Annotated in this window: 22 protein-coding genes; 11 read left to right on the top strand and 11 right to left on the bottom strand. The window is 61.8% G+C overall.

Annotation, left to right across the window (positions count from 1 at the left end):
• Together DJFAAGMI_RS00965 and fumC are read right to left on the bottom strand one after the other, a co-directional pair.
• Positions 1-639, bottom strand: a complete 639-nt coding sequence (locus DJFAAGMI_RS00965) for a ParB-like protein (RefSeq protein WP_211455610.1) — start codon at positions 637-639, stop codon at positions 1-3.
• A gap of 96 nt (positions 640-735) precedes the next feature.
• Positions 736-2,127 (bottom strand): class II fumarate hydratase, encoded by a 1,392-nt coding sequence (fumC, locus tag DJFAAGMI_RS00960; RefSeq protein ID WP_211455609.1) that lies wholly within the window; start codon positions 2,125-2,127, stop codon positions 736-738.
• Positions 2,128-2,369: 242 nt separating this feature from the next.
• Between fumC and DJFAAGMI_RS00955 the strand changes: the two genes are divergently transcribed.
• The 7 genes from DJFAAGMI_RS00955 to DJFAAGMI_RS00925 all read left to right on the top strand — a co-directional run bounded on the left by DJFAAGMI_RS00955 (position 2,370) and on the right by DJFAAGMI_RS00925 (position 9,859).
• Positions 2,370-4,556, top strand: coding sequence for a putative bifunctional diguanylate cyclase/phosphodiesterase (locus DJFAAGMI_RS00955; protein WP_249333678.1), 2,187 nt, complete (start codon positions 2,370-2,372; stop codon positions 4,554-4,556).
• Positions 4,557-4,691: 135 nt separating this feature from the next.
• Positions 4,692-6,245 carry a fumarate hydratase gene (locus tag DJFAAGMI_RS00950; RefSeq protein WP_211455608.1) on the top strand — a complete coding sequence of 518 codons (1,554 nt, stop codon included), beginning with the start codon at positions 4,692-4,694 and terminating at the stop codon, positions 6,243-6,245.
• Between the two features lie 158 nt (positions 6,246-6,403).
• Positions 6,404-6,904 carry a GNAT family N-acetyltransferase gene (locus DJFAAGMI_RS00945; protein ID WP_211455607.1) on the top strand — a complete coding sequence of 167 codons (501 nt, stop codon included), beginning with the start codon at positions 6,404-6,406 and terminating at the stop codon, positions 6,902-6,904.
• A 190-nt stretch (positions 6,905-7,094) separates the two neighbouring features.
• Positions 7,095-7,820: a hypothetical protein gene (locus DJFAAGMI_RS00940; protein ID WP_211455606.1), complete on the top strand. Its 726-nt coding sequence runs from the start codon at positions 7,095-7,097 to the stop codon at positions 7,818-7,820.
• Positions 7,821-8,029: 209 nt separating this feature from the next.
• A complete protein-coding gene (locus DJFAAGMI_RS00935) occupies positions 8,030-8,614 on the top strand; it encodes a hypothetical protein (RefSeq protein WP_043005727.1) in 585 nt (194 codons plus the stop codon).
• Between the two features lie 79 nt (positions 8,615-8,693).
• Positions 8,694-9,326: a DUF938 domain-containing protein gene (locus DJFAAGMI_RS00930; RefSeq protein WP_211455605.1), complete on the top strand. Its 633-nt coding sequence runs from the start codon at positions 8,694-8,696 to the stop codon at positions 9,324-9,326.
• An 11-nt stretch (positions 9,327-9,337) separates the two neighbouring features.
• Positions 9,338-9,859, top strand: coding sequence for a DUF2199 domain-containing protein (locus tag DJFAAGMI_RS00925; protein ID WP_211455604.1), 522 nt, complete (start codon positions 9,338-9,340; stop codon positions 9,857-9,859).
• A gap of 113 nt (positions 9,860-9,972) precedes the next feature.
• Here the strand turns inward: DJFAAGMI_RS00925 and DJFAAGMI_RS00920 are convergent, their stop codons facing one another.
• The 8 genes from DJFAAGMI_RS00920 to DJFAAGMI_RS00885 form a co-directional block, all read right to left on the bottom strand.
• On the bottom strand, positions 9,973-10,851 hold the full coding sequence (locus DJFAAGMI_RS00920; protein WP_167009657.1) for an LOG family protein: 879 nt from the start codon (positions 10,849-10,851) through the stop codon (positions 9,973-9,975).
• Between the two features lie 217 nt (positions 10,852-11,068).
• Complete coding sequence (gene crcB, locus DJFAAGMI_RS00915) at positions 11,069-11,446, bottom strand: fluoride efflux transporter CrcB (protein WP_043005880.1); 378 nt, start codon at positions 11,444-11,446, stop codon at positions 11,069-11,071.
• A 53-nt stretch (positions 11,447-11,499) separates the two neighbouring features.
• Positions 11,500-11,928 carry a monovalent cation/H(+) antiporter subunit G gene (mnhG, locus tag DJFAAGMI_RS00910; RefSeq protein ID WP_043005732.1) on the bottom strand — a complete coding sequence of 143 codons (429 nt, stop codon included), beginning with the start codon at positions 11,926-11,928 and terminating at the stop codon, positions 11,500-11,502.
• Positions 11,925-12,203 carry a K+/H+ antiporter subunit F gene (locus DJFAAGMI_RS00905; RefSeq protein ID WP_003057255.1) on the bottom strand — a complete coding sequence of 93 codons (279 nt, stop codon included), beginning with the start codon at positions 12,201-12,203 and terminating at the stop codon, positions 11,925-11,927. Before DJFAAGMI_RS00905 ends, mnhG begins: the two co-directional genes overlap by 4 nt.
• The gene (locus DJFAAGMI_RS00900) at positions 12,200-12,700 is read right to left on the bottom strand and encodes a Na+/H+ antiporter subunit E (protein WP_043005733.1); all 501 of its coding nucleotides are present in this window, start codon (positions 12,698-12,700) and stop codon (positions 12,200-12,202) included. Before DJFAAGMI_RS00900 ends, DJFAAGMI_RS00905 begins: the two co-directional genes overlap by 4 nt.
• On the bottom strand, positions 12,697-14,529 hold the full coding sequence (locus DJFAAGMI_RS00895) for a monovalent cation/H+ antiporter subunit D (protein WP_043005734.1): 1,833 nt from the start codon (positions 14,527-14,529) through the stop codon (positions 12,697-12,699). The genes DJFAAGMI_RS00900 and DJFAAGMI_RS00895 overlap by 4 nt, the downstream gene beginning before the upstream one ends.
• Positions 14,526-14,891, bottom strand: coding sequence for a Na+/H+ antiporter subunit C (locus tag DJFAAGMI_RS00890; RefSeq protein WP_003057261.1), 366 nt, complete (start codon positions 14,889-14,891; stop codon positions 14,526-14,528). The genes DJFAAGMI_RS00895 and DJFAAGMI_RS00890 overlap by 4 nt, the downstream gene beginning before the upstream one ends.
• Positions 14,891-17,866 (bottom strand): monovalent cation/H+ antiporter subunit A, encoded by a 2,976-nt coding sequence (locus tag DJFAAGMI_RS00885; protein ID WP_211455603.1) that lies wholly within the window; start codon positions 17,864-17,866, stop codon positions 14,891-14,893. The genes DJFAAGMI_RS00890 and DJFAAGMI_RS00885 overlap by 1 nt, the downstream gene beginning before the upstream one ends.
• 226 nt (positions 17,867-18,092) lie before the next feature.
• On the opposite strand from DJFAAGMI_RS00885, the gene DJFAAGMI_RS00880 reads away from it, so the two are divergent.
• From DJFAAGMI_RS00880 to murI, 4 genes are all read left to right on the top strand, one after another.
• Positions 18,093-18,584: a GNAT family N-acetyltransferase gene (locus DJFAAGMI_RS00880; protein ID WP_211455602.1), complete on the top strand. Its 492-nt coding sequence runs from the start codon at positions 18,093-18,095 to the stop codon at positions 18,582-18,584.
• Positions 18,581-19,171 (top strand): hypothetical protein, encoded by a 591-nt coding sequence (locus DJFAAGMI_RS00875; RefSeq protein WP_211455601.1) that lies wholly within the window; start codon positions 18,581-18,583, stop codon positions 19,169-19,171. The genes DJFAAGMI_RS00880 and DJFAAGMI_RS00875 overlap by 4 nt, the downstream gene beginning before the upstream one ends.
• A gap of 94 nt (positions 19,172-19,265) precedes the next feature.
• A complete protein-coding gene (locus tag DJFAAGMI_RS00870) occupies positions 19,266-19,793 on the top strand; it encodes a hypothetical protein (protein ID WP_211455600.1) in 528 nt (175 codons plus the stop codon).
• A gap of 87 nt (positions 19,794-19,880) precedes the next feature.
• On the top strand, positions 19,881-20,777 hold the full coding sequence (gene murI, locus DJFAAGMI_RS00865; RefSeq protein WP_211455599.1) for a glutamate racemase: 897 nt from the start codon (positions 19,881-19,883) through the stop codon (positions 20,775-20,777).
• Between the two features lie 9 nt (positions 20,778-20,786).
• Here murI and DJFAAGMI_RS00860 read toward each other — a convergent pair whose 3' ends face one another.
• Positions 20,787-21,392 (bottom strand): M48 metallopeptidase family protein, encoded by a 606-nt coding sequence (locus tag DJFAAGMI_RS00860; protein WP_211455598.1) that lies wholly within the window; start codon positions 21,390-21,392, stop codon positions 20,787-20,789.
• Positions 21,393-21,427: the final 35 nt, after the last annotated feature.

The raw sequence follows: 21,427 nt of genomic DNA, 5'->3' as shown, positions 1-21,427 counted from the left end.
TTATTTGTGCAGTGAGCTAGAGACTCCGGACCAGCCTGGCAAGAACTGCGCCTTGACGCTACGGGCCAGCGCAACAGCTTCCACGACGGCAGACTCGGGCAAGCCAAAACCGCCATTGCTACGCAAATCCGCCTTACGAAACAGCGGCCGGTAAAAATCAGCCCAGAGGAACTCGGCATAAGGCGAGGCATCCTTGGCGTAGCCACCGGCCTTGCGAACCTCCCCCGCCAAGCTGCGATAGGGGTCATCCCTGAGCTGGCTCAGTTGCTGGGGAATCTGCGAAAACTCGCAACGCCGCCCCTTCTCGTCATAAGGATGCGCCCAATGGTGGAACTCCATGACGCGCCAAAACATCTGCGCGCCCTGCTCGCTCAGATCGGCCAACTGCATGACCCAGACGTTTTTAACCGCTTCACTCATCAGCGCCTGCCCCAGATGATGGTGATCCACGATGAAAAACCGGCCCTGGGGGCCTTTCACGGCAGGAAACCAGTGACTGAGCAACAGCTTGTCACGAGCCTTGGATTTCAGCTGGGCCCATTGAGAGCGTTTGAGCAACACTTCGGCAGCCCCTACCGTCATCTGCGTGGGCCGTAGATCCGAAACCGAAACCTGCTCCAGGTGCTGCTGTGCGGGCATGCTGACTCCAATCATCAACTGATGCCGCATTGTGTGCAAACCCTGGGCAAAAAGAAAAGAGCCCGGCATGCGGGCTCTTTTCGGGACGGAACTGGCTTACAGATTTCCGACCATCTGCTCGGGCACCACCCACTGGTCAAACTGCTCGGCCGTCACATGGCCGCTGGCAATGGCCGCCTCACGCAGGCTGCTGCCTTCCTTGTGCGCCTTCTTGGCAATATAGGCCGCCTTGTCGTAGCCGATATGCGTGTTGAGCGCCGTCACCAGCATCAGCGAACGGCCCACCAGCTCCTCGATGCGCGCGCGATTGGGTTCTATGCCCACGGCGCAGTGATCGTTGAAGCTGACCATGCCGTCGGCCAACAGGCGCACGCTTTGCAGGAAGTTGTGCGCCACCATGGGGCGGAACACATTGAGCTCGAAGTTGCCCGAGGCTCCGCCGAAATTGATGGCCACATCGTTGCCGAATACCTGGGCACACAGCATGGTCACGGCTTCGGACTGTGTGGGATTGACCTTGCCCGGCATGATGGACGAACCCGGCTCGTTCTCGGGAATCGAAATCTCGCCCAGGCCGCTGCGCGGCCCGGATGCCAGCCAGCGCACATCGTTGGCGATTTTCATCATGCTGGCAGCCAGCGTCTTGAGAGCACCATGTGCATAGACCAGGCCGTCGCAGCTCGCGAGGGACTCGAACTTGTTGGGCGAGGTAACAAAAGGAGAGCCCGTGAGTCTGGCCAGTTCCGCCGCCACGCCTTCAGCGTAGCCCCTGGGGGCATTGAGCCCCGTACCAACGGCCGTCCCCCCCAGAGCCAGCTCATGCAGATGCGGCAGCGCGGCACGCACATGGGCTTCGCCATGGGCCAGCTGGGCCACCCAGCCGGATATTTCCTGGCCCAGCGTCAGCGGCGTGGCATCCTGCAAATGCGTGCGGCCGATCTTGACGATGTCGGCAAAGGCTTCGCTCTTGGCCAGCAGCGTGACACGCAGCTTGGCGATGGCGGGCAGCAGCTTGTGCTCGATGGCCGTTACCGCCGCCACATGCATGGCCGTGGGATAGACATCGTTGCTGGACTGGCTCTTGTTCACATCGTCATTCGGGTGCACCAGACGGGCTTCGCCGCGTTCGCCCCCCATCAGCTCGCTGGCCCGGTTGGCCAGGACTTCGTTGACGTTCATATTGGTCTGGGTGCCAGAACCGGTCTGCCAGACCACCAGAGGGAACTCGTCGGGATGCTTGCCCGCGAGCACCTCGTCGGCGGCCGAATTGATGGCCCTGGATTTTTTCTCGTCCAGCAGCCCCAGCGCCTGGTTGACGCTGGCAGAGGCTTTCTTGACCTGCGCCAGCGCAGCAATGATTTCACGCGGTTGCTGCTCGCCGCTGATGTCAAAATTCTGCAGCGAGCGCTGCGTCTGCGCTCCCCAGAGTTTGTCGGCGGGTACATCGATCAGGCCAAAAGTGTCTTTTTCCTGGCGGGTGACTGTCATGGAATCGCTCCTTGCATACAACTCGGCGCAGCTGGCTGAAAATTTGGCTGCCGTTGGCCGGAAACGGAAGTCGACCCACCGCCAGGCGGACGACTTCCACAACCAGTCCATGCTAGCTCAGCCCGAGGGCCGGCAAGCACAACTGGGGCAACACCCCTGCGCCGGCAAGGCCAGAAATACATAGTTACATTAAATCAATATCGGACAAAGAATCCGACCGGCCTTGCTGGACCGCCACATCAATGTTCACTGATCTCTCCGCCCCTGTCGCCAACACCTTCATGACATCAAGCTACAGCGCGATGATGGTGTGTGTCTCCATCGTCATCGCGGTGTTTGCCTCCTTTGTGACGCTGGGCCTGGCTCGTCGCATGCGCATGGCTTCAGGCAGGATCGGACGTATCTGGTGGGCTATCGGCGCCATGGTGATGGGCACGGGAGTCTGGGCCATGCACTTCATCGGCATGCAGGCGTTCGAGTTGCCCATCACCCTCGGCTACAGCGGTGCCCTGACGCTGGCGTCCTGGGCCGCAGCCGTCGCAGCCTCGGCGCTGGCCTTCGGCGTGGCGACCAGGGCCGAATACCGCTGGCCTCATTTTCTCGCGGCTTCGCTGCTCATGGGCGGCGGCATCTGCGCCATGCACTACCTGGGTATGCTGGCCATCGAGATGTCCATTCCGATTGCCTGGGACTGGTCCCTGGTGACGGCCTCCGCCCTGATCGCGGTACTGTCCTCGGCCACGGCGCTGAATCTGTTTCGTGCACTGTTCTCGCTCTCCGGCAAGCAACTGTGGCTGTTCCAGTCTTTGGCGGCACTGGTCATGGGCTTTGCCATCTGCGGCATGCACTACACCGGAATGTCGGCCGCCAGCTTTGCCAGCGGATCGGTCTGCCTGAGTGCGGAAGCGCTGAGCGGCCCCGAGCTCACCACCATCATCATCATTACCACGGTCATGCTGCTGATTGCCGCGCTGTTCAGCACCTTGCTCGATGCGCGCCTGCAAAGCACGGCCTTCAAGCTCAACCAGTCACTGCAGGAAACCAATGCCAAGCTGCAGCTAGCCAATACCGAGCTGCGCCAGCGCGCCTTTGCCGATCCGCTGACCAATCTGCCCAACCGGCTGCTGTTCGAGGATCGCCTCATCCATGCCCTGCTGCGCCTGGAGCGCGCCAACCGCTCGCGCACCAAGGAGAGGCTTGGCATTCTGTTCGTGGATCTGGACGGTTTCAAGCCTATCAACGACTCCTTCGGTCATGCCGCAGGCGACCAGATCCTCGTCAGCGCGGCCGAGCGCCTCATGGCGGAAGCCCGCAGCAGCGACACCGTGGCCCGGGTCGGCGGGGATGAATTCCTGGTGCTGCTGGAAGACACCCAGGATGTGGCCGCCTGCATGGCCGTGGCCAATCGCATTCTCAAGGCCCTGAGCCAGCCATTCCAGCTTGGCAACAAGGAGCTGCAGATCACCTGCTCCATCGGCATCGTGGCCTTTCCCGACCATGGCGACCGCGACCACCTGATCGCCAACGCCGATGCGGCCATGTATGCCGCCAAACGCAATGGCGGCAACGGCTTCGCCGTGTTCGAGCCGCATATGGGCAGCGACGCCTCCGAGCAGCTGGAACTGCAAAACGATTTGCGCAACGCGATTCAGCGCGGCCAGATGGAGCTGCACTACCAGCCCAAGATCGACGGCGAGCGCGGCAACATCATCGGGGTCGAGGCGCTGCTGCGCTGGGCCCACCCCGAACGCGGCATGATTGCCCCGGACATCTTCATCCCCCTGGCCGAGCGCTTCGGCATCATCAACAGCCTGGGCAACTGGGTCATCGAGGAAGCCTGCCGCCAGCTGGCCCTGTGGCGCAACATGGGACTGCAGATGCGGGTGGCGATCAATCTTTCCGTGCACCAACTGCGCGAAAGCGGCCTGGCAGATCGCATCACCCAGACGCTGCTGCGCCACGATGTCCAGGCCAGCCAGCTGCTGTGCGAGATCACCGAGTCCGTGGCCATGGAAGACACCCAGGCCACACAGCGCGCAATTGAAGAGTTGCGCGATATCGGCATCTTTCTCTCGATCGATGACTTTGGCACCGGCTATTCCAGCCTCAACTATCTGCGTCAGCTGCCTGCCCAGCAGCTGAAGATCGACCGCAGCTTCATCCGCGACCTGGAAACCGAGGAAGATGCCCGCGCCGTGGTCCATGCCGTCGTGCGCCTGGCCCATGCCCTGGGCCTGCGCGTGGTGGCCGAAGGTGTGGAAACCGCGGGTCAGCGGGACATTCTGATCGACATGCAATGCGATGAGCTGCAGGGCTATTTCTATGCGCGCCCCATGCCGGCGGACAGCCTGCTGGCCTGGGCCAGAGGCGATCAGCGCGCAGGCCAGGCCGACTTCTCGGCGTCCATCCTCGGATCGCTGGCCGGCTGAGCACTGCAAAACGCCCGCAAGTCATATATAAGACTGGTGGGTTATGGCTGCAAGATTTGTCGTCTGGGCCGATAATCGATGGGTTTACCGTGCGCGCCCCACGCGTACAGATTGCAACCCCCGAGAAGCTTCACGATGACGACCTCCATCCGCCAGCAGGACCTGATCGATTCGATCGCAGGTGCCCTGCAGTACATCAGTTACTACCACACGCCGGATTTCATCCAGCATCTGGCCCGCGCCTATGAGCGCGAGCAAAGCCCTGCGGCCAAGGATGCGATGGCTCAGATCCTGACCAACTCCAAGATGGCGGCCACCGGCCAGCGCCCCATCTGTCAGGACACCGGTATCGTCAACGTGTTCCTGAAAGTGGGCATGGACGTCAAATGGGAAGGCTTCACCATGGGCCTGGAAGACGCCATCAACGAAGGCGTGCGCCGCGGCTACAACCACCCCGACAACACGCTGCGTGCCTCGGTCGTGGCCGACCCCCACTTCAAGCGCAAGAACACCAAGGACAACACCCCCGCCGTGATCAATGTGCAGATCGTGCCCGGCGACAAGGTGGACGTGACCGTGGCTGCCAAGGGTGGCGGCTCCGAGAACAAGTCCAAGATGATCATGATGAACCCCAGCGATGACCTGGTGGACTGGGTTCTGAAGACCGTCCCCACCATGGGCGCCGGCTGGTGCCCTCCAGGCATGCTGGGCATCGGCATCGGCGGCACGGCCGAGAAGGCTGTGCTGCTGGCCAAGGAAAGCCTGATGGAAGACCTGAACATGTACGAGCTGCAGCAGAAAGCTGCCAGCGGTGCAGAGCTCGACGACGTGGAAAAGCTGCGTCTGGAGCTGTTCGAGAAGATCAACGCCCTGGGCATTGGCGCCCAAGGCCTGGGCGGACTGACCACGGTGCTGGACGTCAAGATCAATATGTACCCCACGCACGCGGCCTCCAAGCCCGTGGCCATGATCCCCAACTGCGCCGCCACCCGCCACGCCCATTTTGTGATGGACGGCTCCGGCCCCGTATACCTGGATGCCCCTTCGCTGGACACCTGGCCCAAGATCGACTGGCACCCCGACTACAACAAGTCCAAGAAGGTCGACCTGAACACGCTGACCCCCGCGGAAGTGGCCAGCTGGAAGCCCGGCGACACCCTGCTGCTCAACGGCAAGATGCTGACCGGCCGTGATGCGGCCCACAAGCGCATCCAGGACATGCTGGCCAAGGGCGAAAAGCTGCCCGTGGACTTCACCAACCGAGTGATCTACTACGTCGGTCCCGTGGACCCCGTGCGCGACGAAGTGGTTGGCCCTGCAGGCCCCACCACGGCCACCCGCATGGACAAGTTCACCGACATGATGCTGTCGCAGACCGGCCTGATCTCGATGATCGGCAAGTCCGAGCGCGGCCCCGTCGCCATCGAAGCCATCAAGAAGCACAAGAGTGCCTATCTGATGGCCGTGGGCGGCGCCGCCTACCTGGTTTCCAAGGCCATCAAGCAGGCCAAGGTCGTTGGCTTCGAAGACCTGGGCATGGAAGCCATCTATGAATTCGACGTGGTCGACATGCCTGTGACCGTGGCCGTGGATGCCGGCGGCACCAGCGCCCACATCACCGGCCCCGCCATCTGGAAGGAAAAGATCGCGACCGGGGAATTCAAGGGCATTGAAGTGGCCGGCGTGTAATCACCCGTCAGGCCCTGCCTTGAAGAACCGCCTTCGGGCGGTTTTTTCATGTCCGATCGCCTGGACAGCGGCTGCAGCAGGGCCATTGGCCGTTTCCCCGGCTCTTTCTCTGTTTGCGGCATAGTCGAGGCAGAATTTTTGTGAACCCATTCCAAGCCATGCAAATCCGAGCAGAACTCCCCACCGATGCCGAGGCCATAGAGCAGGTGACGATCCTCGCCTTCAGGCACGCACCGCACTCCGACCACACCGAGCAGTTCATCGTGCGTGCACTGCGTGCGGCCGGGGCTCTTGCCTTGTCTCTGGTCGCGGAGATAGACGGACTGATCGTCGGGCATGTCGCCGTCTCCCCCGTCACCATCAGCGATGGCAGCCAGCACTGGTTTGGCCTGGGCCCGATCTCCGTACTTCCTGAAAAGCAGCAGCAAGGCATAGGCAGCGCCTTGATGCAGGCGGCCATCAGCGCTCTGCGGGCGCAGTCCGCGCAGGGATGCGTGCTGCTCGGTGACCCAGGCTACTACCGGCGTTTCGGCTTTCGGGCGGTGCCGGGCCTGGTGCTGCCTGGAGTGCCTGCCGAGTACTTTCAGGCCCTGTCTTTCGCAGGTCCGCCGCCCCAGGGTGAAGTGAGTTATCACAGCGCCTTCAATGCCAGGGACTGATACGCCAGTTTCAGCCAGCGCTGCATGCCGGCCTCAGAGCGATAGGCCATGCCTGGTTTTCCTTGAAATCAACACTTCTTGGTAAATACGAGACACCAATAACACGCTTGCTATTTAAGATAGGCGACAGAGTGGGTATTTGTCTGACACCGTCCGGAATGATTTGCAACGCAAGCACAAGGAGTTCAGCATGAGCCATGTCGCAGCAAAGATGGTGACCGGAGCGCTGGTGGCGCTCTCGGGCTTTGCTTCCGCACAGACTCAGCAGCCATCGGCTGCGCCCAAGCCACTGCCCTCCCCTTCGACTCCGGTACTACCCCCCCAGGGGGTGTATGCGCAGATCGACACCAGACTGGGGCAGGAAGCACTTCGCCTGCTGTCTCAGGGTACGCCTCAGCAGCAACAAGCCGTGCTGGAGCGCGTACGCGCCGCACCCGAGCGCTTTCAGCCTCCGGTGTTCTACGTCCTGTCGCAGGCGCTGTTCAAGGCAGGCCAGCGCGACGAGGCAGCCTTCTGGTACTACGCCGGCCAGCTGCGTGCCCGCTTCGACGCCAATCGCTGTGCAGACGTGACCGCCAGGCAAGCAGTCGATGTGATGAACCAGAGCTATGGAGCCCCCATCAACCGCTATCTGTTTCAGGATCTGGACAAGGCTCAGGAGTTGATTGCCAAAGTCGTGGACTGGGATCGCCGCACGCCCCACGCCTACGATCCGCACTGGATCAATCTGCACGGCATGCAGGCGGTACAGGCCTCGCGGGACCCGCAACTGGCCGCCAGGCTGACGCTGGAATCGCTGAGCCTGCCAGCTGCGCAGTGGCCTGCCCTGGCCGAGCAGACGCGCTCCAAGTATCTGCAGGGCTTTCAGGAAGCGATCAGCCAGCTCAAAGCCGAATCCAAATCCAAAACCAAGTGAGAGCCTGCCCTCGGCCAAGCCAATCGAAAACAAAAATGGCTTGTATCCCTTATACAGCAAGCGATTGAAGCTCCTCTTTTTGAATAGTCTTGCGAGAGGACTCCATACCGTCTTGATGGCAGCCCCTATTGGCGTGATTCCTGTTTGTTCTACGATGACTCAGGCATCCGCACTCCGGAATGCCGCGATGCCGCTCGAAAGGAGTCTTCATGCACAAGCTTTTGGCGCTGTCGACGGCCGCCGCCCTCGCCGCCTTGCTGAGCGCCTGCCTGGTGCCCGAGCGATTCTCTGCCAGTGTGGAAGTACAGCCAGACGGCAGCTACAGCTACCGCTTTGACGGCACGGTGGTGAATGCCCTGGCCGTGATGAAGCTCAGAAAACAGGGCGTGCTGAGCGAGAAAGACCACCGCGAGCTGGCTGAGCAAGCGCAGCAACTGAGCCGCGAGCCCGAGGTCCGGAAAGCCGTCTACAACGGCAATGCCCGCTATGCGCTGGAGATTGCCGGCCAGCGCAAGCCCGGCGAAGGCCTGCGATTGCTGGACCTGTTCACCGTACAGACCGACAGGAACGGCGTGATGACGATTGCCGCCAAGCCGCTCAAGGACAAGGAAAAGAGAGACTTTGCGCAACTGGGCATCACCATGCATGGCAACCTGAAGGTCAGCCTGCCCGGCAATGCCGAGGTACTCTCGCAAAACGCCAGCTCCACACCCACGCTGGGCCTGGGCTCGTACAGCTGGAAAATCGGCAGCTTGAACGTTCGACCCGAGATCAGGCTGCGCTTCAAGCCGTGAAGGCCGTCGCGCTGCGCGGACTTGGCATTTCGGGGGAAGATGCCTGCACCATTTCCTGTGTCTGCCCGCCGAGTCCCTTATGACCTCCAACTCTTCATCGACAGCACCGCAACTGCCTTTTTCCCAGGCCTGCGAGAACAATCAGGCTGCAATCTTCGAGGTGCTGCAATCCGCCTTCCAGCACTGCCGGCATGTGCTTGAGATAGGCTCCGGCACAGGCCAGCATAGCGTGTACTTCGCACCGCGCCTGCCGCAGCTGCTCTGGCAGACCAGTGACCTGGCCGACGGTCATGCAGGCATCCGGGCCTGGCACGCCGTCCAAGGCGCTCCCAATCTGCGTGCGCCGCTGGAGTTCGACCTGGCGACCGATGCCTGGCCGATAACCGCGGACTCATCCGACTTCGATGCCGTCTACACCAGCAACACCTGCCATATCGTGGCCTGGCCGCTGGTGCAGCGCATGTTCGAGCTGGTGGGCTCACATCTTCCCGTGGGCGGCGTGTTTGCCGTCTATGGTCCGTTCAACTATGGCGGTCGTTTCACCAGCGACAGCAACCGCGCCTTCGACGCCTGGCTGCGCCAGCGCGATGCACGCAGCGGCCTGCGCGATTTTGAAGCCATCGTGGCGCTGGCCGCAGAACACGGCATGGAGCTGCAGCTCGACCAGGCCATGCCGGCCAACAATCGCACGCTGGTATTTCACAAACGCTGAAAGCTCACACCATGGCCGCCATCTTTGCCTACCAATGCAGCAAATGCGATGAGATTCACGAAGGATCGCCGAGCTTTGCTTTCGATGCCCCTGCACCTTACCGACGCCTGAGCGAGCAAGAACGCGAGGCATGGGCCGAGCTGAGCGACGAGCTCTGCGTCATCAGCCATCCCGAAGGCACGCAATACTATGTGCGTGCCATTCTGGAAGTGCCGATCCATAGCCTGGACGAGCCCTTTCTCTGGGGCATCTGGGTGTCGGCCAGCGAGGCCAGCTTTCACCGCTATCTGGACTCCTTCGACAAGCCGCCCGAAGACCCGATTTTCTTTGGCTGGCTGTCCAATCTGATTGCCGTCTACCCCACGCAGAAGTCACGCCCGGCCGATGTGCATATCCAGGCCGACGGCACACGCCCGCGCGTGGTGCTGCACCGCGGCGACAACGAGAGCGATGCACTGGTCATCGACCAGCACGAAGGCATTTCGATCGCGCGGGCCCAGCAACTGGCCGAGCAATCGCTGCATGGCCTATAGGCCGAACCAGGGCCGAGCGCTGACTCCGCAGAAGCTATCGGCCATGCATTGATGCGCAATAAAAAACCGCCAGAGGAAAACCTTCTGGCGGTTCGGGGAGGTGGTGGGAACGCTTATCCGTTGTTCCAGCCGGTCTGATAGAACTGCTGGATGAAGGACCAGGCCTCGGCCGGATCATCGGTGTAGCGGAACAGGTTCAGATCCTTGGCGGAAATGGTGCCCTCCTCCACCAGCACGTCGAAGTTCAGCACCCGCTTCCAGAACTCCGTGCCGAACAGGATCACGGGCACGGGCTTGCTCTTGTGGGTCTGCACCAGCGTCAGCACTTCAAACAGCTCGTCCATGGTGCCGAAGCCGCCAGGGAAGGCCACCAGCGCCTTGGCACGCATCATGAAATGCATTTTGCGCAGCGCAAAGTAGTGGAACTTGAAGCTCAGCCCCGGCGTGATGTAGGGGTTGCCATGCTGCTCGTGCGGCAGATAGATGTTCAGCCCCACATTGGGCGCACCTGCATCATGGGCGCCGCGGTTGGCGGCCTCCATGATTCCGGGGCCGCCGCCGGTGCAGATGTAGAAGCGCTCGCTGGGCGCCTGCTTCATGCCTTCGGTCGCCACGATGCGTGCAAAGGCACGTGCCGCCTCATAACGCTCGGCGTTGCGCATGCCGCGCTCGGCCAGCGCCATGCGCTGGGTATCGCCGCTGGCCTTGGCTTGCGCAAGCTGCTCGCGCGCCTGATCCATATCGACAAAGCGCGCGCTGCCATAGACAACCACCGTGTGCTCGATGCCGCGCTCGATCTGGGTCAGATCGGGCTTGAGCATTTCCAGCTGCATGCGGATGCCACGCGTTTCACGGCGGAACATGAACTCCGGATCGGCGAATGCAAGGCGGTTGGATTGAGGTTCCAGCTCTTTGCCGTTATGGGCCTGGTTGTGCAGCTCGGCCCAGGCATTGGCCAGATCGGTATCGGACAGGGGAGATGAAATTTGCATGGACCCTCGGTTCTTAGAATGCTGAGTGGTACGGGCTACAGCCATCCCTAAAGATTTCGTAGCGCTGACCGCCCATCCGTCAAGTACTTCAAGCTCAAATGCACCTGTAGTGCAGATGATGCTTGCACTATACGCTCACAAAGCTATAGCCCAGGAGAGTATTTCGCCTCTAAACGCTGAAGCAGTTTGCCTCAATAGTGGCAAATGGTCTGCCAGCCTAACGGCTGAACCAGATGCTCCAGCTGAGCATGCCCATGTAGGTCATGAACAGTGAGCCGACCAGGTGCACGCTGGTCCAGCCTAGAGCGGCAGCCAGACGTTGCTGTTGCAGCAGGCCGATGACCTCGGCCGAATAGCTGGAAAACGTGGTCAGGGCTCCGAGGAAGCCGGTGATGATGGCCAGTTTCCAGGCCGGATCCAGCTGGGGCATGGCCTGAAACAGCGCGATGAAGACACCGATCAGATAGCCGCCGATCAGATTGGCGGCCAGGGTGCCCCAGGGCAGACTGGCGCCTGCGCTCAGCCACAGTCCCAGCCCCCAGCGCGACAGGGCGCCAAGACAGGCACCGATGCAGATGGCGAAAATATTGAGCATGGCCGCCAATCTAGCGCAAGACGGCGGCCCTGAAATGTTTGGACGACAGGATTTCAGGCTTTATTCGCCACAGGCTTCTCATCGGCCTCGGCGGCCTCTTCCTCGTCCAGGGGTTCGTTGCGCACCAGATTGCTGAGCGTGGGCGGCACACTCTCCCCTGCACGGCGCGAGCGGAACAGCGCCGCACGCATGAGGAAGATGGTGGTGATGGGCACGGTCACGGCGATGAAGATGGCAATCAGCACCGAGTGCATGACAAAGCCCTGGCCACTGACGGAAAAGTAGATCCAGGTGGCATGCATGATGAGCCAGCAGCCCATGGTGGCAATGATGGAGGGCGCATGCACGCGCTCGAAATAGCTCTTGAGACGCAGCAAGCCCACGGAGCCCATGAGCGCAATCAGGGAGCCGCCGAACACCAGGGCCGCCACCAGGATCTGGGCCCACAGCGGCAGATCCACGCCAATGACCTCGGTACTCATTCGATCACCTCGCCGCGCAGCAGGAACTTGGCCATGGCCGTGGAGCCCACGCAGCCGAACAAGGCCACCAGCAAGGCCGCCTCGAAGTAGTTGGTGCTGTCATAGAGAATTCCCATGACCAGCATGGCCAGCATGCCGTTGAGATACATGCAGTCCAGCGCCAGCACGCGGTCCTGTGCATGCGGCCCCTTGAGAAGGCGCAGCACCGAACAGCCCATGGCCGCCAGCAGCATGACCAGAGATGCCATCAGCACCCAATAAAACCAGGGGTTCATTCAAAAATCTCCATCAGCAGGCTTTCGTAGCGGGACTTCACAAAGTCGGCCAGCTTCTTGGCATCCTCCACTTCCAGCGCATGCAGCAGCAGCATGGAGCGGTCACGCGAAATCTCGGCCCAGGACGTGCCCGGCGTCAGACAGACGATCATGGCCAGCACCGCCAGCCCGTTGGGGTCGCGCAGGTCCAGCGGAATCGGGACAAAGGCCGCCGGGTGCTTGCGCATGCGCGGCAACAACAGAAAGCGCACCACGTTGAAGTTGGAGATCGAGGTGTCGCAGACCACCCGAAAGGCCAGCTTGAGAATGCTCAGCGGATGGCTGACCCGCACCGGCAAGGGGCGCAGGCCGCGCAGCAGCACGGGGATCAGCAGGCCCAGGATCAGGCCCAGCAGAATCTGGCCGGCACTGACCGAGCGGTTGAGCAGCAGCCACAGCACCAGTAGCGCGATCGACAGCAGCGGTGCCGGGAAGATGGACTTCATGATGTTTCTCATGGGCGGCTCTCCTCCTTCTGAACCGAAGCCGTGGTCTGGGTCACGGCGTTCTGCTCGGCTTCGCGTTCATCGCCGATACCGGGCAGGAGCTCGGCCTGCATTTCCAGCGCAGCCGCACGCGCTGCCGCCTCGGGGCCTGCAGCTTCCTGAGCCTTCTTCTCCTTGGGCGCTGGCACGGGAGCCAGGCCCATGACGGTGCGCACATAGACATCGGGCGAATGCAGTGCATTGGCCGCCCGCTGGGTGTAGCGCATCACGTCATCGGCCTTGACTGTCAACACCATGCAGCACAGCAGCAGCGCAGCGATGGGCAGGCCTTCGGCCACCTTGAGCGAGGGAGCGCTCTGCTCCGGGTTGGCCCAGAAATGCCGGATGCCGGCGCGCGTGAGCGCAATCAGTGCCATCAGGCCGGTGATGATGAGCAGGGCCACCATGCTCCAGCCAAGCGGGCCGGCCTTCACGCCACTGGAGGTGCCCATGCCCAGCGGATTGAGCAGGCTGGTCAGCATGGCGAACTTGCCGAGAAAGCCCGACAGCGGCGGCAGGCCCGAGATCAGCAAGGTACAGGCCATGAAGCTCAGGCCCAGAAAAGCCGCTGCCGCCGGGAAGGCCCTGCCGATCATGAGCTCTTCGTCATCGTCGAGGTTGAAGCCCTCGGTCGGCAGCAGCTCGGCATTCAGGAATGGTGCCTCATCATCCTCGTAGGGCTCGCCTGCATCGTCATCCACGCGCCAGCGATCCACGACATCGGCGATCAGGAACAGGGAGGCCACGGCCAGCGTGGAGCCCGGCAGGTAATACAGCAGTCCGGCCGTCAGCAGGTTCTGCCCGAAGCCTGTCGCGGCCAGCAGGGTGCCGGACGAAAGAATCGCCGCAAAGCCCGCCAGATGGGTCAGCCGCTGCGAGCCCAGCATGCCGATGGCACCAAAAGCCATGGTCAGCATGCCGCCCACGATCAGCCAGGTGCTGCCAAACAGGGCCGATGCCCCGGCTTCCGAGCTGAACAGCAAGGTCCACAGGCGCAAGATGACATAGACCCCCACCTTGGTCATGAGCGCAAACAGGGCGCCCACGGGCGCAGTCGCCGCGCTGTAGCCAGGCACCAGCCAGAAGTTCAGCGGCCACAGCGCCGCCTTGATCAGAAAGGCCGTGCCCAGCACGCCTGCCGCCGCATGCAGCAGGCCGCGGTCGGCATCCTGCACCAGCGGAATGGCACGGGCCAGATCCGCCATATTGAGCGTGCCGGTAATGCCATAGAGCATGGACACGCCGATCAGGAACAGCGAAGACGCTGCCAGATTGATGGCGATATAGTGAAGACCGGCCTGAATACGCGTGCTGCCGGAGCCATGCAGCAGCAGACCGTAAGAGGCTGCCAGCATGATCTCGAAGAACACAAACAGATTGAACAGGTCCGCCGTGATGAAGGCGCCGCTGAGCCCCATCAGCTGCAGCTGGAACAGGGGGTGAAAGTGCACCCCGGCCTTGTGCCAGCGCGCCGCAGAGAACACCAGCGCGGCCAGTGCCACCACATAGGTGACCAGCAGCATCAGGGCCGTGAGCCGGTCCAGCGCCAGCGCAATGCCGAAGGGCGCAGGCCAGTTGCCTGGCATGTAGACCGACATGGTGACGGCCGAGCCCGCCTGATTGGTCCAGCTCAGCAGCATGACCACGATCACCAGGCTGATCGTGGTGGAGAGGATGTTCATGCCCAGCTTCAGGCGCTGGCGCTCCTCGCGCAAGAACAGCATCAGCGCTGCCGTCAGCATGGGCAGCATGATGGGGGCCAGCATCAGGTGCGGCATCAGACGCTCAATCCACTCGCTCATAGCATTTCCTGTTCGGTTCGCGAGTGCGCGCCATCCACATGGTCATTGCCGGAAGCGCCTCGCGACGCCAGCAGCACGACCAGGAACAGCGCCGTCATGGCAAAGCCGATGACGATGGCGGTCAGCACCAGCGCCTGCGGCATGGGGTCGGCATAGTGCGACAAATCGGTGGGCACACCGTTTTGCAGCACCGGCACCTTGTTGATCGAGAGGCCTTGACGCCCCATCGAGAAGATGAACAGGTTGACGGCATACGACAGCAACGCCAACCCCATGATGACCTGGTAGCTGCGCGGACGCAGCAGCAGCCAGACGCCCGAACCGGTGAGCACACCGATGGCAATGGCCAGAACGATTTCCATTACATACCTCCCCTTGCCAGCGCCGCGGCCGTGGCCGCCTGCACCTCGGCCTCGGCCTTCTTGGCCTCTTGTTCCTGCTCTTCCAGCAAGCGCGCATGGAAGCGGTGTCCGCGTACCGATTGGTGGGCAATCGCCGTCAGGATCAGCATGGTGGAGCCCACCACCAGCGCAAACACGCCGATATCGAAGAAGGTGGCGCTGGCGAGATGCACATGTCCCACCAAGGGCAGCGAAAAGTCAAAGCTGTGGCTGGTCAGGAAGGGGTAGCCCACGGCCACCGAGCCCAGGCCCGTGCCCAGCGCAAACAGCAGGCCTGCGGCAATCCAGCGGCGCGGATACAGCGGCAGATGCGCCTCCACCCAATGCGTGCCCGAGATGATGTACTGCATCAGCAAGGCGACCGAGAACACCAGCCCGGCCACGAAACCGCCACCCGGCTGGTTGTGTCCGCGCACGAAGATATAGGCGGCCACCAGCGTTGCGAACGGCAGCAGCAGCCGCACCAGCACGGCTGGCACCATGAGGTAGCCCACCGCCGTATCGCTGGCATTGCGCGGGTTGAGCAAATCGGTCTGCAAATCGCCGGGCACATAGCGCTGCTGCTCCGGAATGTCCATGGCCTCGCGCGCCGGACGGAAGCGGCGCAGCAGCGCATAGATGACGACGGCCACGATGCCCAGCACCACGATCTCGCCAAAGGTGTCGAAGCCACGGAAGTCCACCAGCGTCACATTGACCACATTGGTGCCGCCACCGCCGCCCAGCGCGTTTTCGAGGAAGAAGGTGGAGGTGCTTTCGTAGAAGGGCCGGCTCATCATGGCAAAGGCCAGCCAGGCCATGCCGCCACCGGCAATCAGCGACAGCACCAGATCGCGCAGGCGGCGTGCCTTGGCCCGCGCATCGGCGTTGTCGGCGGTACGCATGTTCTTGTCCCGCTTGGGCAGCCAGCGCAGCCCCAGCAGGATCAGCACCGTGGTGGCAACTTCCACCACCAGTTGGGTCAGCGCCAGATCGGGCGCCGAGAACCAGAGGAAGGTCAGCACCGTGCACAGCCCCGTGCCGCCCAGCATGATCAACGCGGTCATCCGGTGGTACTTGGCTTTCCAGGCCGTTCCCAGCGCGCACAGACAGCCAATCGCCCAGAGCAGGACAAAAGCCGAAGACACCGGCAAAGTGCCGCGGTCACCCAGCTTCATGCCCCATAGCCATAGAGGCAGGGCCGCTGCGACCAGGGCGACGCAGACCAGCCACAGCATCTGCCACTGCAGGCGGCGCGTGGAGAGATTGCGGCGCCCCGCCCGGCCCAGCCAGGTGATGCGGGCCAGCAGATTCTCGAAGATCCTGCGACCGCTGACACGGCCCAGCACGGGCGTGGTGTCGAAGTGCCCGACCGTGCGCTGCCAGCGCAGCATGGTGTAGAGCACGATACCGCCGGCCAGTGCCACCAGGCTCATGATGAGCGGCATATTCCAGCCATGCCAGATGGCCAGGCTGTACTCCGGCAAGTCGCCGCCCACGACAGGCGTTGCGGCCACCGCGAGAAAACCGCCCACCGCCCAGGCCGGGAAGATGCCCACGATCAGGCAGGCCAGCACCAGCAACTCCACGGGCACACGCATCCAGTGCGGCGGCTCGTGGGGCTCGTGCGGCAAATCGTCGGCCTGGGGACCAAAGAAGACATCGAACGTGAAGCGCAGCGAATAGGCCACGCTGAACATGCCGGCCACCGTCGCCACCACCGGCAGCACGGTCTTGACCCAGGGAGCTGCGTCCAGATAGACGGTCTCGGCAAAGAACATTTCCTTGGAGATGAATCCGTTGAGCAGCGGCACGCCGGCCATGGCGGCACTGGCCACACAGGCCAGCGTGGCCGTGATCGGCATCATGAAGCGCAAACCCGACAGGCGCCGGATGTCCCGCGTGCCGCTTTCATGGTCCACAATGCCCGCCGCCATGAACAGCGAAGCCTTGAAGGTCGCGTGATTCATGATGTGAAAAACTGCGGCCACGGCAGCCAGCTTGCTGTTCAGGCCCAGCAGCAAGGTAATCAGCCCCAGATGCGAGATCGTTGAATAAGCCAGCAAACCCTTGAGATCGTGCTGGAACATCGCGCAATAGCCGCCAATCAGCAGCGTCATGGCACCGGCGCCACCGACCAGCCAGAACCATGCATCGGTGTCCGCCAGCACCGGCCACAACCGCGCCAGCAGAAATACACCAGCCTTGACCATGGTGGCCGAGTGCAGATAGGCCGACACGGGCGTCGGTGCTGCCATGGCATTGGGCAGCCAGAACTGGAACGGAAATTGAGCACTTTTGGTGAGTGCACCAAGCAAGATCAGCACCAATGCCAGCAGATAGAGGTGGCTGTCGCGAATCTGCTGGCCTGCCGCCAGTACATTGTCGAGGTCATAGCTGCCCACGATATGACCCAGCACCAGCATGCCCACCAGCATGGCCAGCCCGCCCGTGCCCGTGACCGTCAAGGCCATGCGCGCGCCCCGGCGCGCATCCTTGCGGTGATACCAGTAGCCGATCAGCAGGAAGGAGAAAAGACTGGTCAGTTCCCAGAAAAACACCAGCTGAATGATGTTTCCCGAGAGCACCACCCCCGCCATGGCCCCCATGAAAGCCAGAAAAAACGAGAAAAAGCGCGGAACCGGATCAGCGGGCGACATGTAGTAGCGCGCATAAAGCACCACCAGTGCACCAATGCCGAAGACCAGCATGGAGAACAACCAGGCAAACCCGTCCATGCGAATCACCAGATTCAGGCCCAGCGCGGGCAGCCAGGACACCTCCTGCCTGAGCACCGCTCCATCGGCCATTTCCGGGAACAGCATCCCTACCTGAATCGCGCATATCAGCGCAATGACACCTGCAAGTGTGGATTCCGTATTGCGCGCATTTGCAGGCAATAAGGCAGCCAGAAGGCTGCCTGCGAAAGGTAGGAGGATAAGGTAGATCAAGGGCATGGGCGGATCATTCTAGAGGTTGACGTTATTTTTTCCGCTATAAAAACCTGAGCATTTCACAGACTTTAGACCACTGTTCAGCTTTAATTGATGACAGAAAATCCATCAAAACAGCGGGTTGCGTGCAGATAAAGAAGTGCATCCGATCTACCCATGCGCGCGGAACCGATGTCATGCCTCTGCTGCTGAGAAGCATTTTTGCCAAACTCAATCCATCTGCCAACCCATGCATATACGCAGCTATCGCCCCGGAGATGAAATCGCACTGTGGCAGGTGTTCCACGACGCCGTGCATCAACTGGCCGCAAATCACTACAGCCCCGAGCAGCTCGATGCCTGGGCGCCGCCACAGCCCGACCGGGCGGAGTGGAGCAGGCGCATCCAGGCACTGAGCCCTTTTGTCGCCGTCTGTGCCAATGATCTACCCCTGGCTTATGCAGATCTGCAAGCCAACGGCTATATCGATCACTTTTTTGTGGCTCCGCAACATGCCGGCCAGGGCGTGGGCCGGCTCCTGCTCACGCATATCGAGCATGCCGCGCGGCAAAACGGCCTGCCGGAGCTGAGCGCCGATGTCAGTCTCAACGCTCAGGGCTTCTTCGCCCATTTCGGCTTTGAGCAGCAGCGCCGGCAAATGCCCGTCGTGAGAGGCATTGCCCTGAGCAACGCGCGCATGCGAAAAGCGATCCGACCCCGGACTGCGGATTCTGCTGCATGAACTGGCTCTGGAAACCTGAAACCTCCACCCCGCAGAAATGGCTGATCGCGGTTTTCATGGCGGTGATGCTGGGAGCCCTCGCCCCCATCGTCTGGCGCAGCTTCATACCGGAGGCCCGCTGGCAATTGCTCGCGCTGTATCTGTCGCTGGCGCTGACTTCGGCAGCGGGCATCTGGCTGCGGCGGCTGCACAGGCTGGGACTGTGGCAGCCGGCAGGCCCCTGGCCCAGCTACGGTCCTGTCAAGCGCTGGCTAATGGGCCTGCTCTGCAGCGCCTTCATGGTTTTTGTGCTCTGGCTCGATCTGGCAGCCACCCTGCCCATGGCCTATACGGCAGTGCTGGGAAGCGATGCCAGCCTGCAGACCGTTGCTGAGAAAAAGCGGGGGTCGGGCCGCCATGCCTGCCGCCATCAGCTCAAGCTGGCTGAAGTGGACTATCTCTTCTTCGAGTTCTGCATCAATGAAGAAGGCTCCGAGCGCCTGCCCTCTGGCCCGTTGCCCGCCCTGCTGTCCATACGCCAAAGCTACTTCGGCAAGCTGGTGGACAGCATTCGCCTGTCCCATCCTCAGCAAAAAGATGAGCATTGATCGCAGCTTCGGCTTGAAAAATTACACTATTCATGCCTAAATCCCCCGTCAAACAAGCGCTAGCAGCTTCCTTTTTTATCTTTTCATCGCCGCCATGCCCATTCTTCTACCGCCACTGCTGATGATTTCCGGCATGGGCTTTGTACTCAGCGCAATCACGCACTTGGCAGCACTTTCTGGACAGATAGACGTACTTGGAGTTCATTTACCTAAAGATGCATTGAGAATATTCACCAGCGTGATGAGCATGGGAATTTTTGCAGTCTGGGTACCTGCGGCGCTGATCGCCCAGCGCATCAACAATGGCAATCGTCAGCAGTTTTCCTGGAAAAAGGTACTCGCAGGCTGCCCCGCCTGGATGCGCATCAGCGCTTACACGATCTTCATCTATGCTTTTGTCAACTTCTTTCTCAGCATTGCAGTCGGCATGACAGGCCTGCGCGTGTTTTCGGGCCACTGGATGATCTTCTACGGCATGGCGTTCTGCATCTTCTTCTCGAGCTGGAACCTGCCCTCCCTCCTGGCGCCCCGCCACTGCCCGGCCGGGCATGAAGTCGCTCATGGCAATAATTTCTGCCCGGTCTGCGGCCTACCCGCAGACCACAGCAGCCAGGACGCGTGACGCATCCATACCCCTGAACGCGCCACCCAGGCGCAAAGCGGCGCATACTGGCGGCCGCATCATTGCCTGCACTCATCTTTTTGCACCATGCCCACTCCTCACTCCCCCATCGGCATTTTTGATAGCGGTGTGGGTGGCCTCAGCGTGCTGCAGGCACTGCGCCACGAACTGCCGCACGAGCAGTTCGTCTATCTGGCCGACAGCGGCAATGCCCCTTATGGCGACGCACGGGGCGATGCGTTTGTGCAGGAGCGCAGCCTGGCCATTGCGCAGTATCTGCAGCAGCAGCACGACATCAAGATTCTGGTGATTGCCTGCAATACCGCGACGGCTGCGGCCGTGGAGCTGATGCGCGAACGCATGCCTCAGTTGCCCGTCATCGGCGTGGAGCCCGCCATCAAGCCGGCCTCTTTTTCCAGCCAGACCCATCATGTGGGAGTGATGGCCACCCGGGGCACCGTCTCCAGCCAGCGCGTGGCACGCCTGGTGGCCGAACATGGCCAGCGCGCCGAGTTTCATCTGCAGGCCTGCGATGGCCTGGCCAGAGCCATCGAGCAAAGCACCGAGCAGGCATTGCCCGAGGATGCAAGCGCCACCGAAATCAGAGCGCTTTGCACGAAATACGCAGGCGCTTTAGGCAGTTTCGGCCACAAGACCGGGCAGATGGATACGCTGGTGCTGGGCTGTACCCACTATGTCTTCGTCAAGGACGACCTGCGCGCCCTGCTGGGGCCGGATATCCAGTTTCTGGACACAGGCGCCCCTGTCGCACGCCAGACCCGACGCATGCTGGAGCAGCGCCATCTGCTCGGGCCCGAGACCGATGGATCGCTGCAACTGGCCCAGGCCGAGCAGATCCGGCTCATGACAACCGGCCGCCTGACGGCCATGCAAGCCGCGGCCCAGCGCTGGCTGGATTTGCCTGCCGCTTGCAGCCAGGCTGTCAGCGTGTGCTCGCCAAGCGCCGTCGCCACACCCGCCTGAGCTGCGCCATCAGGCCCAGAGTGGCTGGCCACCCTGATCCAGATAGCTGAGGTAAAAGCGCACATCGAACTCCAACTGGTGGTAGTCAGGCTCCATGTGCGTGCATAACTGATAGAACGCCTTGTCGTGATCCATGATGCGGATATGGGCCAGCTCATGCACGCAGATCATGCGCAAAAAGGCATCGGGCGCCTGCTTGAACATGGCCGCCACATGAATCTCGTGCCGCGCATTGAGCCTGCCGCCATGCGCAATCGCACGCCGCGTATGCAGACCCAGGGCATTGCGCACCACATGGATCCGGCTGTCGTAAGCGACCTTGTGCAGCTGACCGGCATTGCGCAGATACTGGGCCTTGAGCGCATCGACATAGTCATAAAGCGCCCTGTCAGTGCGTACCGCGTGGGGCTGGGGATATTTGCGCAGCAGCCAGTCACCGGCCTTGCCTGCCAGCAGCCAATCGCGCACCTGGTTCTGCAGCGATGGCGCATAACCCGAAAGATAGGGCAATGCCAGAGGTGCTTCTGCTTCGCCCATGCTGGTGCGCGCAGCCCTGTCCTTGAGCAGCTGCTGTGTGACGGCTCCCGAATATTTGGGGGTGGGAATAGGCTTCATGGCAAAAGACAAACCCCCTGTCACAGTCTCGGGAC

Origin of the sequence: Comamonas brasiliensis (genome assembly GCF_018292285.1) — a bacterium.
GTDB lineage: Bacteria > Pseudomonadota > Gammaproteobacteria > Burkholderiales > Burkholderiaceae_C > Comamonas > Comamonas brasiliensis.
This window is presented reverse-complemented; position numbering and strand designations above follow the sequence as displayed.

Bases quoted from the DNA above. Each gene is read 5' to 3' on its own strand.
- DJFAAGMI_RS00950 (WP_211455608.1), top strand. From the start codon at position 4,692: ATGACGACCTCCATCCGCCAGCAGGACCTGATCGATTCGATCGCAGGT.
- DJFAAGMI_RS00935 (WP_043005727.1), top strand. From the start codon at position 8,030: ATGCACAAGCTTTTGGCGCTGTCGACGGCCGCCGCCCTCGCCGCCTTG.
- DJFAAGMI_RS00875 (WP_211455601.1), top strand. From the start codon at position 18,581: ATGAACTGGCTCTGGAAACCTGAAACCTCCACCCCGCAGAAATGGCTG.
- fumC (WP_211455609.1), bottom strand. From the start codon at position 2,127: ATGACAGTCACCCGCCAGGAAAAAGACACTTTTGGCCTGATCGATGTA.
- DJFAAGMI_RS00895 (WP_043005734.1), bottom strand. From the start codon at position 14,529: ATGAGCGAGTGGATTGAGCGTCTGATGCCGCACCTGATGCTGGCCCCC.
- DJFAAGMI_RS00920 (WP_167009657.1), bottom strand. From the start codon at position 10,851: ATGCAAATTTCATCTCCCCTGTCCGATACCGATCTGGCCAATGCCTGG.
- DJFAAGMI_RS00880 (WP_211455602.1), top strand. From the start codon at position 18,093: ATGCATATACGCAGCTATCGCCCCGGAGATGAAATCGCACTGTGGCAG.
- crcB (WP_043005880.1), bottom strand. From the start codon at position 11,446: ATGCTCAATATTTTCGCCATCTGCATCGGTGCCTGTCTTGGCGCCCTG.
- DJFAAGMI_RS00965 (WP_211455610.1), bottom strand. From the start codon at position 639: ATGCCCGCACAGCAGCACCTGGAGCAGGTTTCGGTTTCGGATCTACGG.
- murI (WP_211455599.1), top strand. From the start codon at position 19,881: ATGCCCACTCCTCACTCCCCCATCGGCATTTTTGATAGCGGTGTGGGT.
- DJFAAGMI_RS00955 (WP_249333678.1), top strand. From the start codon at position 2,370: ATGTTCACTGATCTCTCCGCCCCTGTCGCCAACACCTTCATGACATCA.
- DJFAAGMI_RS00900 (WP_043005733.1), bottom strand. From the start codon at position 12,700: ATGAGAAACATCATGAAGTCCATCTTCCCGGCACCGCTGCTGTCGATC.
- DJFAAGMI_RS00945 (WP_211455607.1), top strand. From the start codon at position 6,404: ATGCAAATCCGAGCAGAACTCCCCACCGATGCCGAGGCCATAGAGCAG.
- DJFAAGMI_RS00930 (WP_211455605.1), top strand. From the start codon at position 8,694: ATGACCTCCAACTCTTCATCGACAGCACCGCAACTGCCTTTTTCCCAG.
- DJFAAGMI_RS00940 (WP_211455606.1), top strand. From the start codon at position 7,095: ATGAGCCATGTCGCAGCAAAGATGGTGACCGGAGCGCTGGTGGCGCTC.
- DJFAAGMI_RS00885 (WP_211455603.1), bottom strand. From the start codon at position 17,866: ATGCCCTTGATCTACCTTATCCTCCTACCTTTCGCAGGCAGCCTTCTG.
- DJFAAGMI_RS00890 (WP_003057261.1), bottom strand. From the start codon at position 14,891: ATGGAAATCGTTCTGGCCATTGCCATCGGTGTGCTCACCGGTTCGGGC.
- mnhG (WP_043005732.1), bottom strand. From the start codon at position 11,928: ATGAGTACCGAGGTCATTGGCGTGGATCTGCCGCTGTGGGCCCAGATC.
- DJFAAGMI_RS00925 (WP_211455604.1), top strand. From the start codon at position 9,338: ATGGCCGCCATCTTTGCCTACCAATGCAGCAAATGCGATGAGATTCAC.
- DJFAAGMI_RS00860 (WP_211455598.1), bottom strand. From the start codon at position 21,392: ATGAAGCCTATTCCCACCCCCAAATATTCGGGAGCCGTCACACAGCAG.
- DJFAAGMI_RS00870 (WP_211455600.1), top strand. From the start codon at position 19,266: ATGCCCATTCTTCTACCGCCACTGCTGATGATTTCCGGCATGGGCTTT.
- DJFAAGMI_RS00905 (WP_003057255.1), bottom strand. From the start codon at position 12,203: ATGAACCCCTGGTTTTATTGGGTGCTGATGGCATCTCTGGTCATGCTG.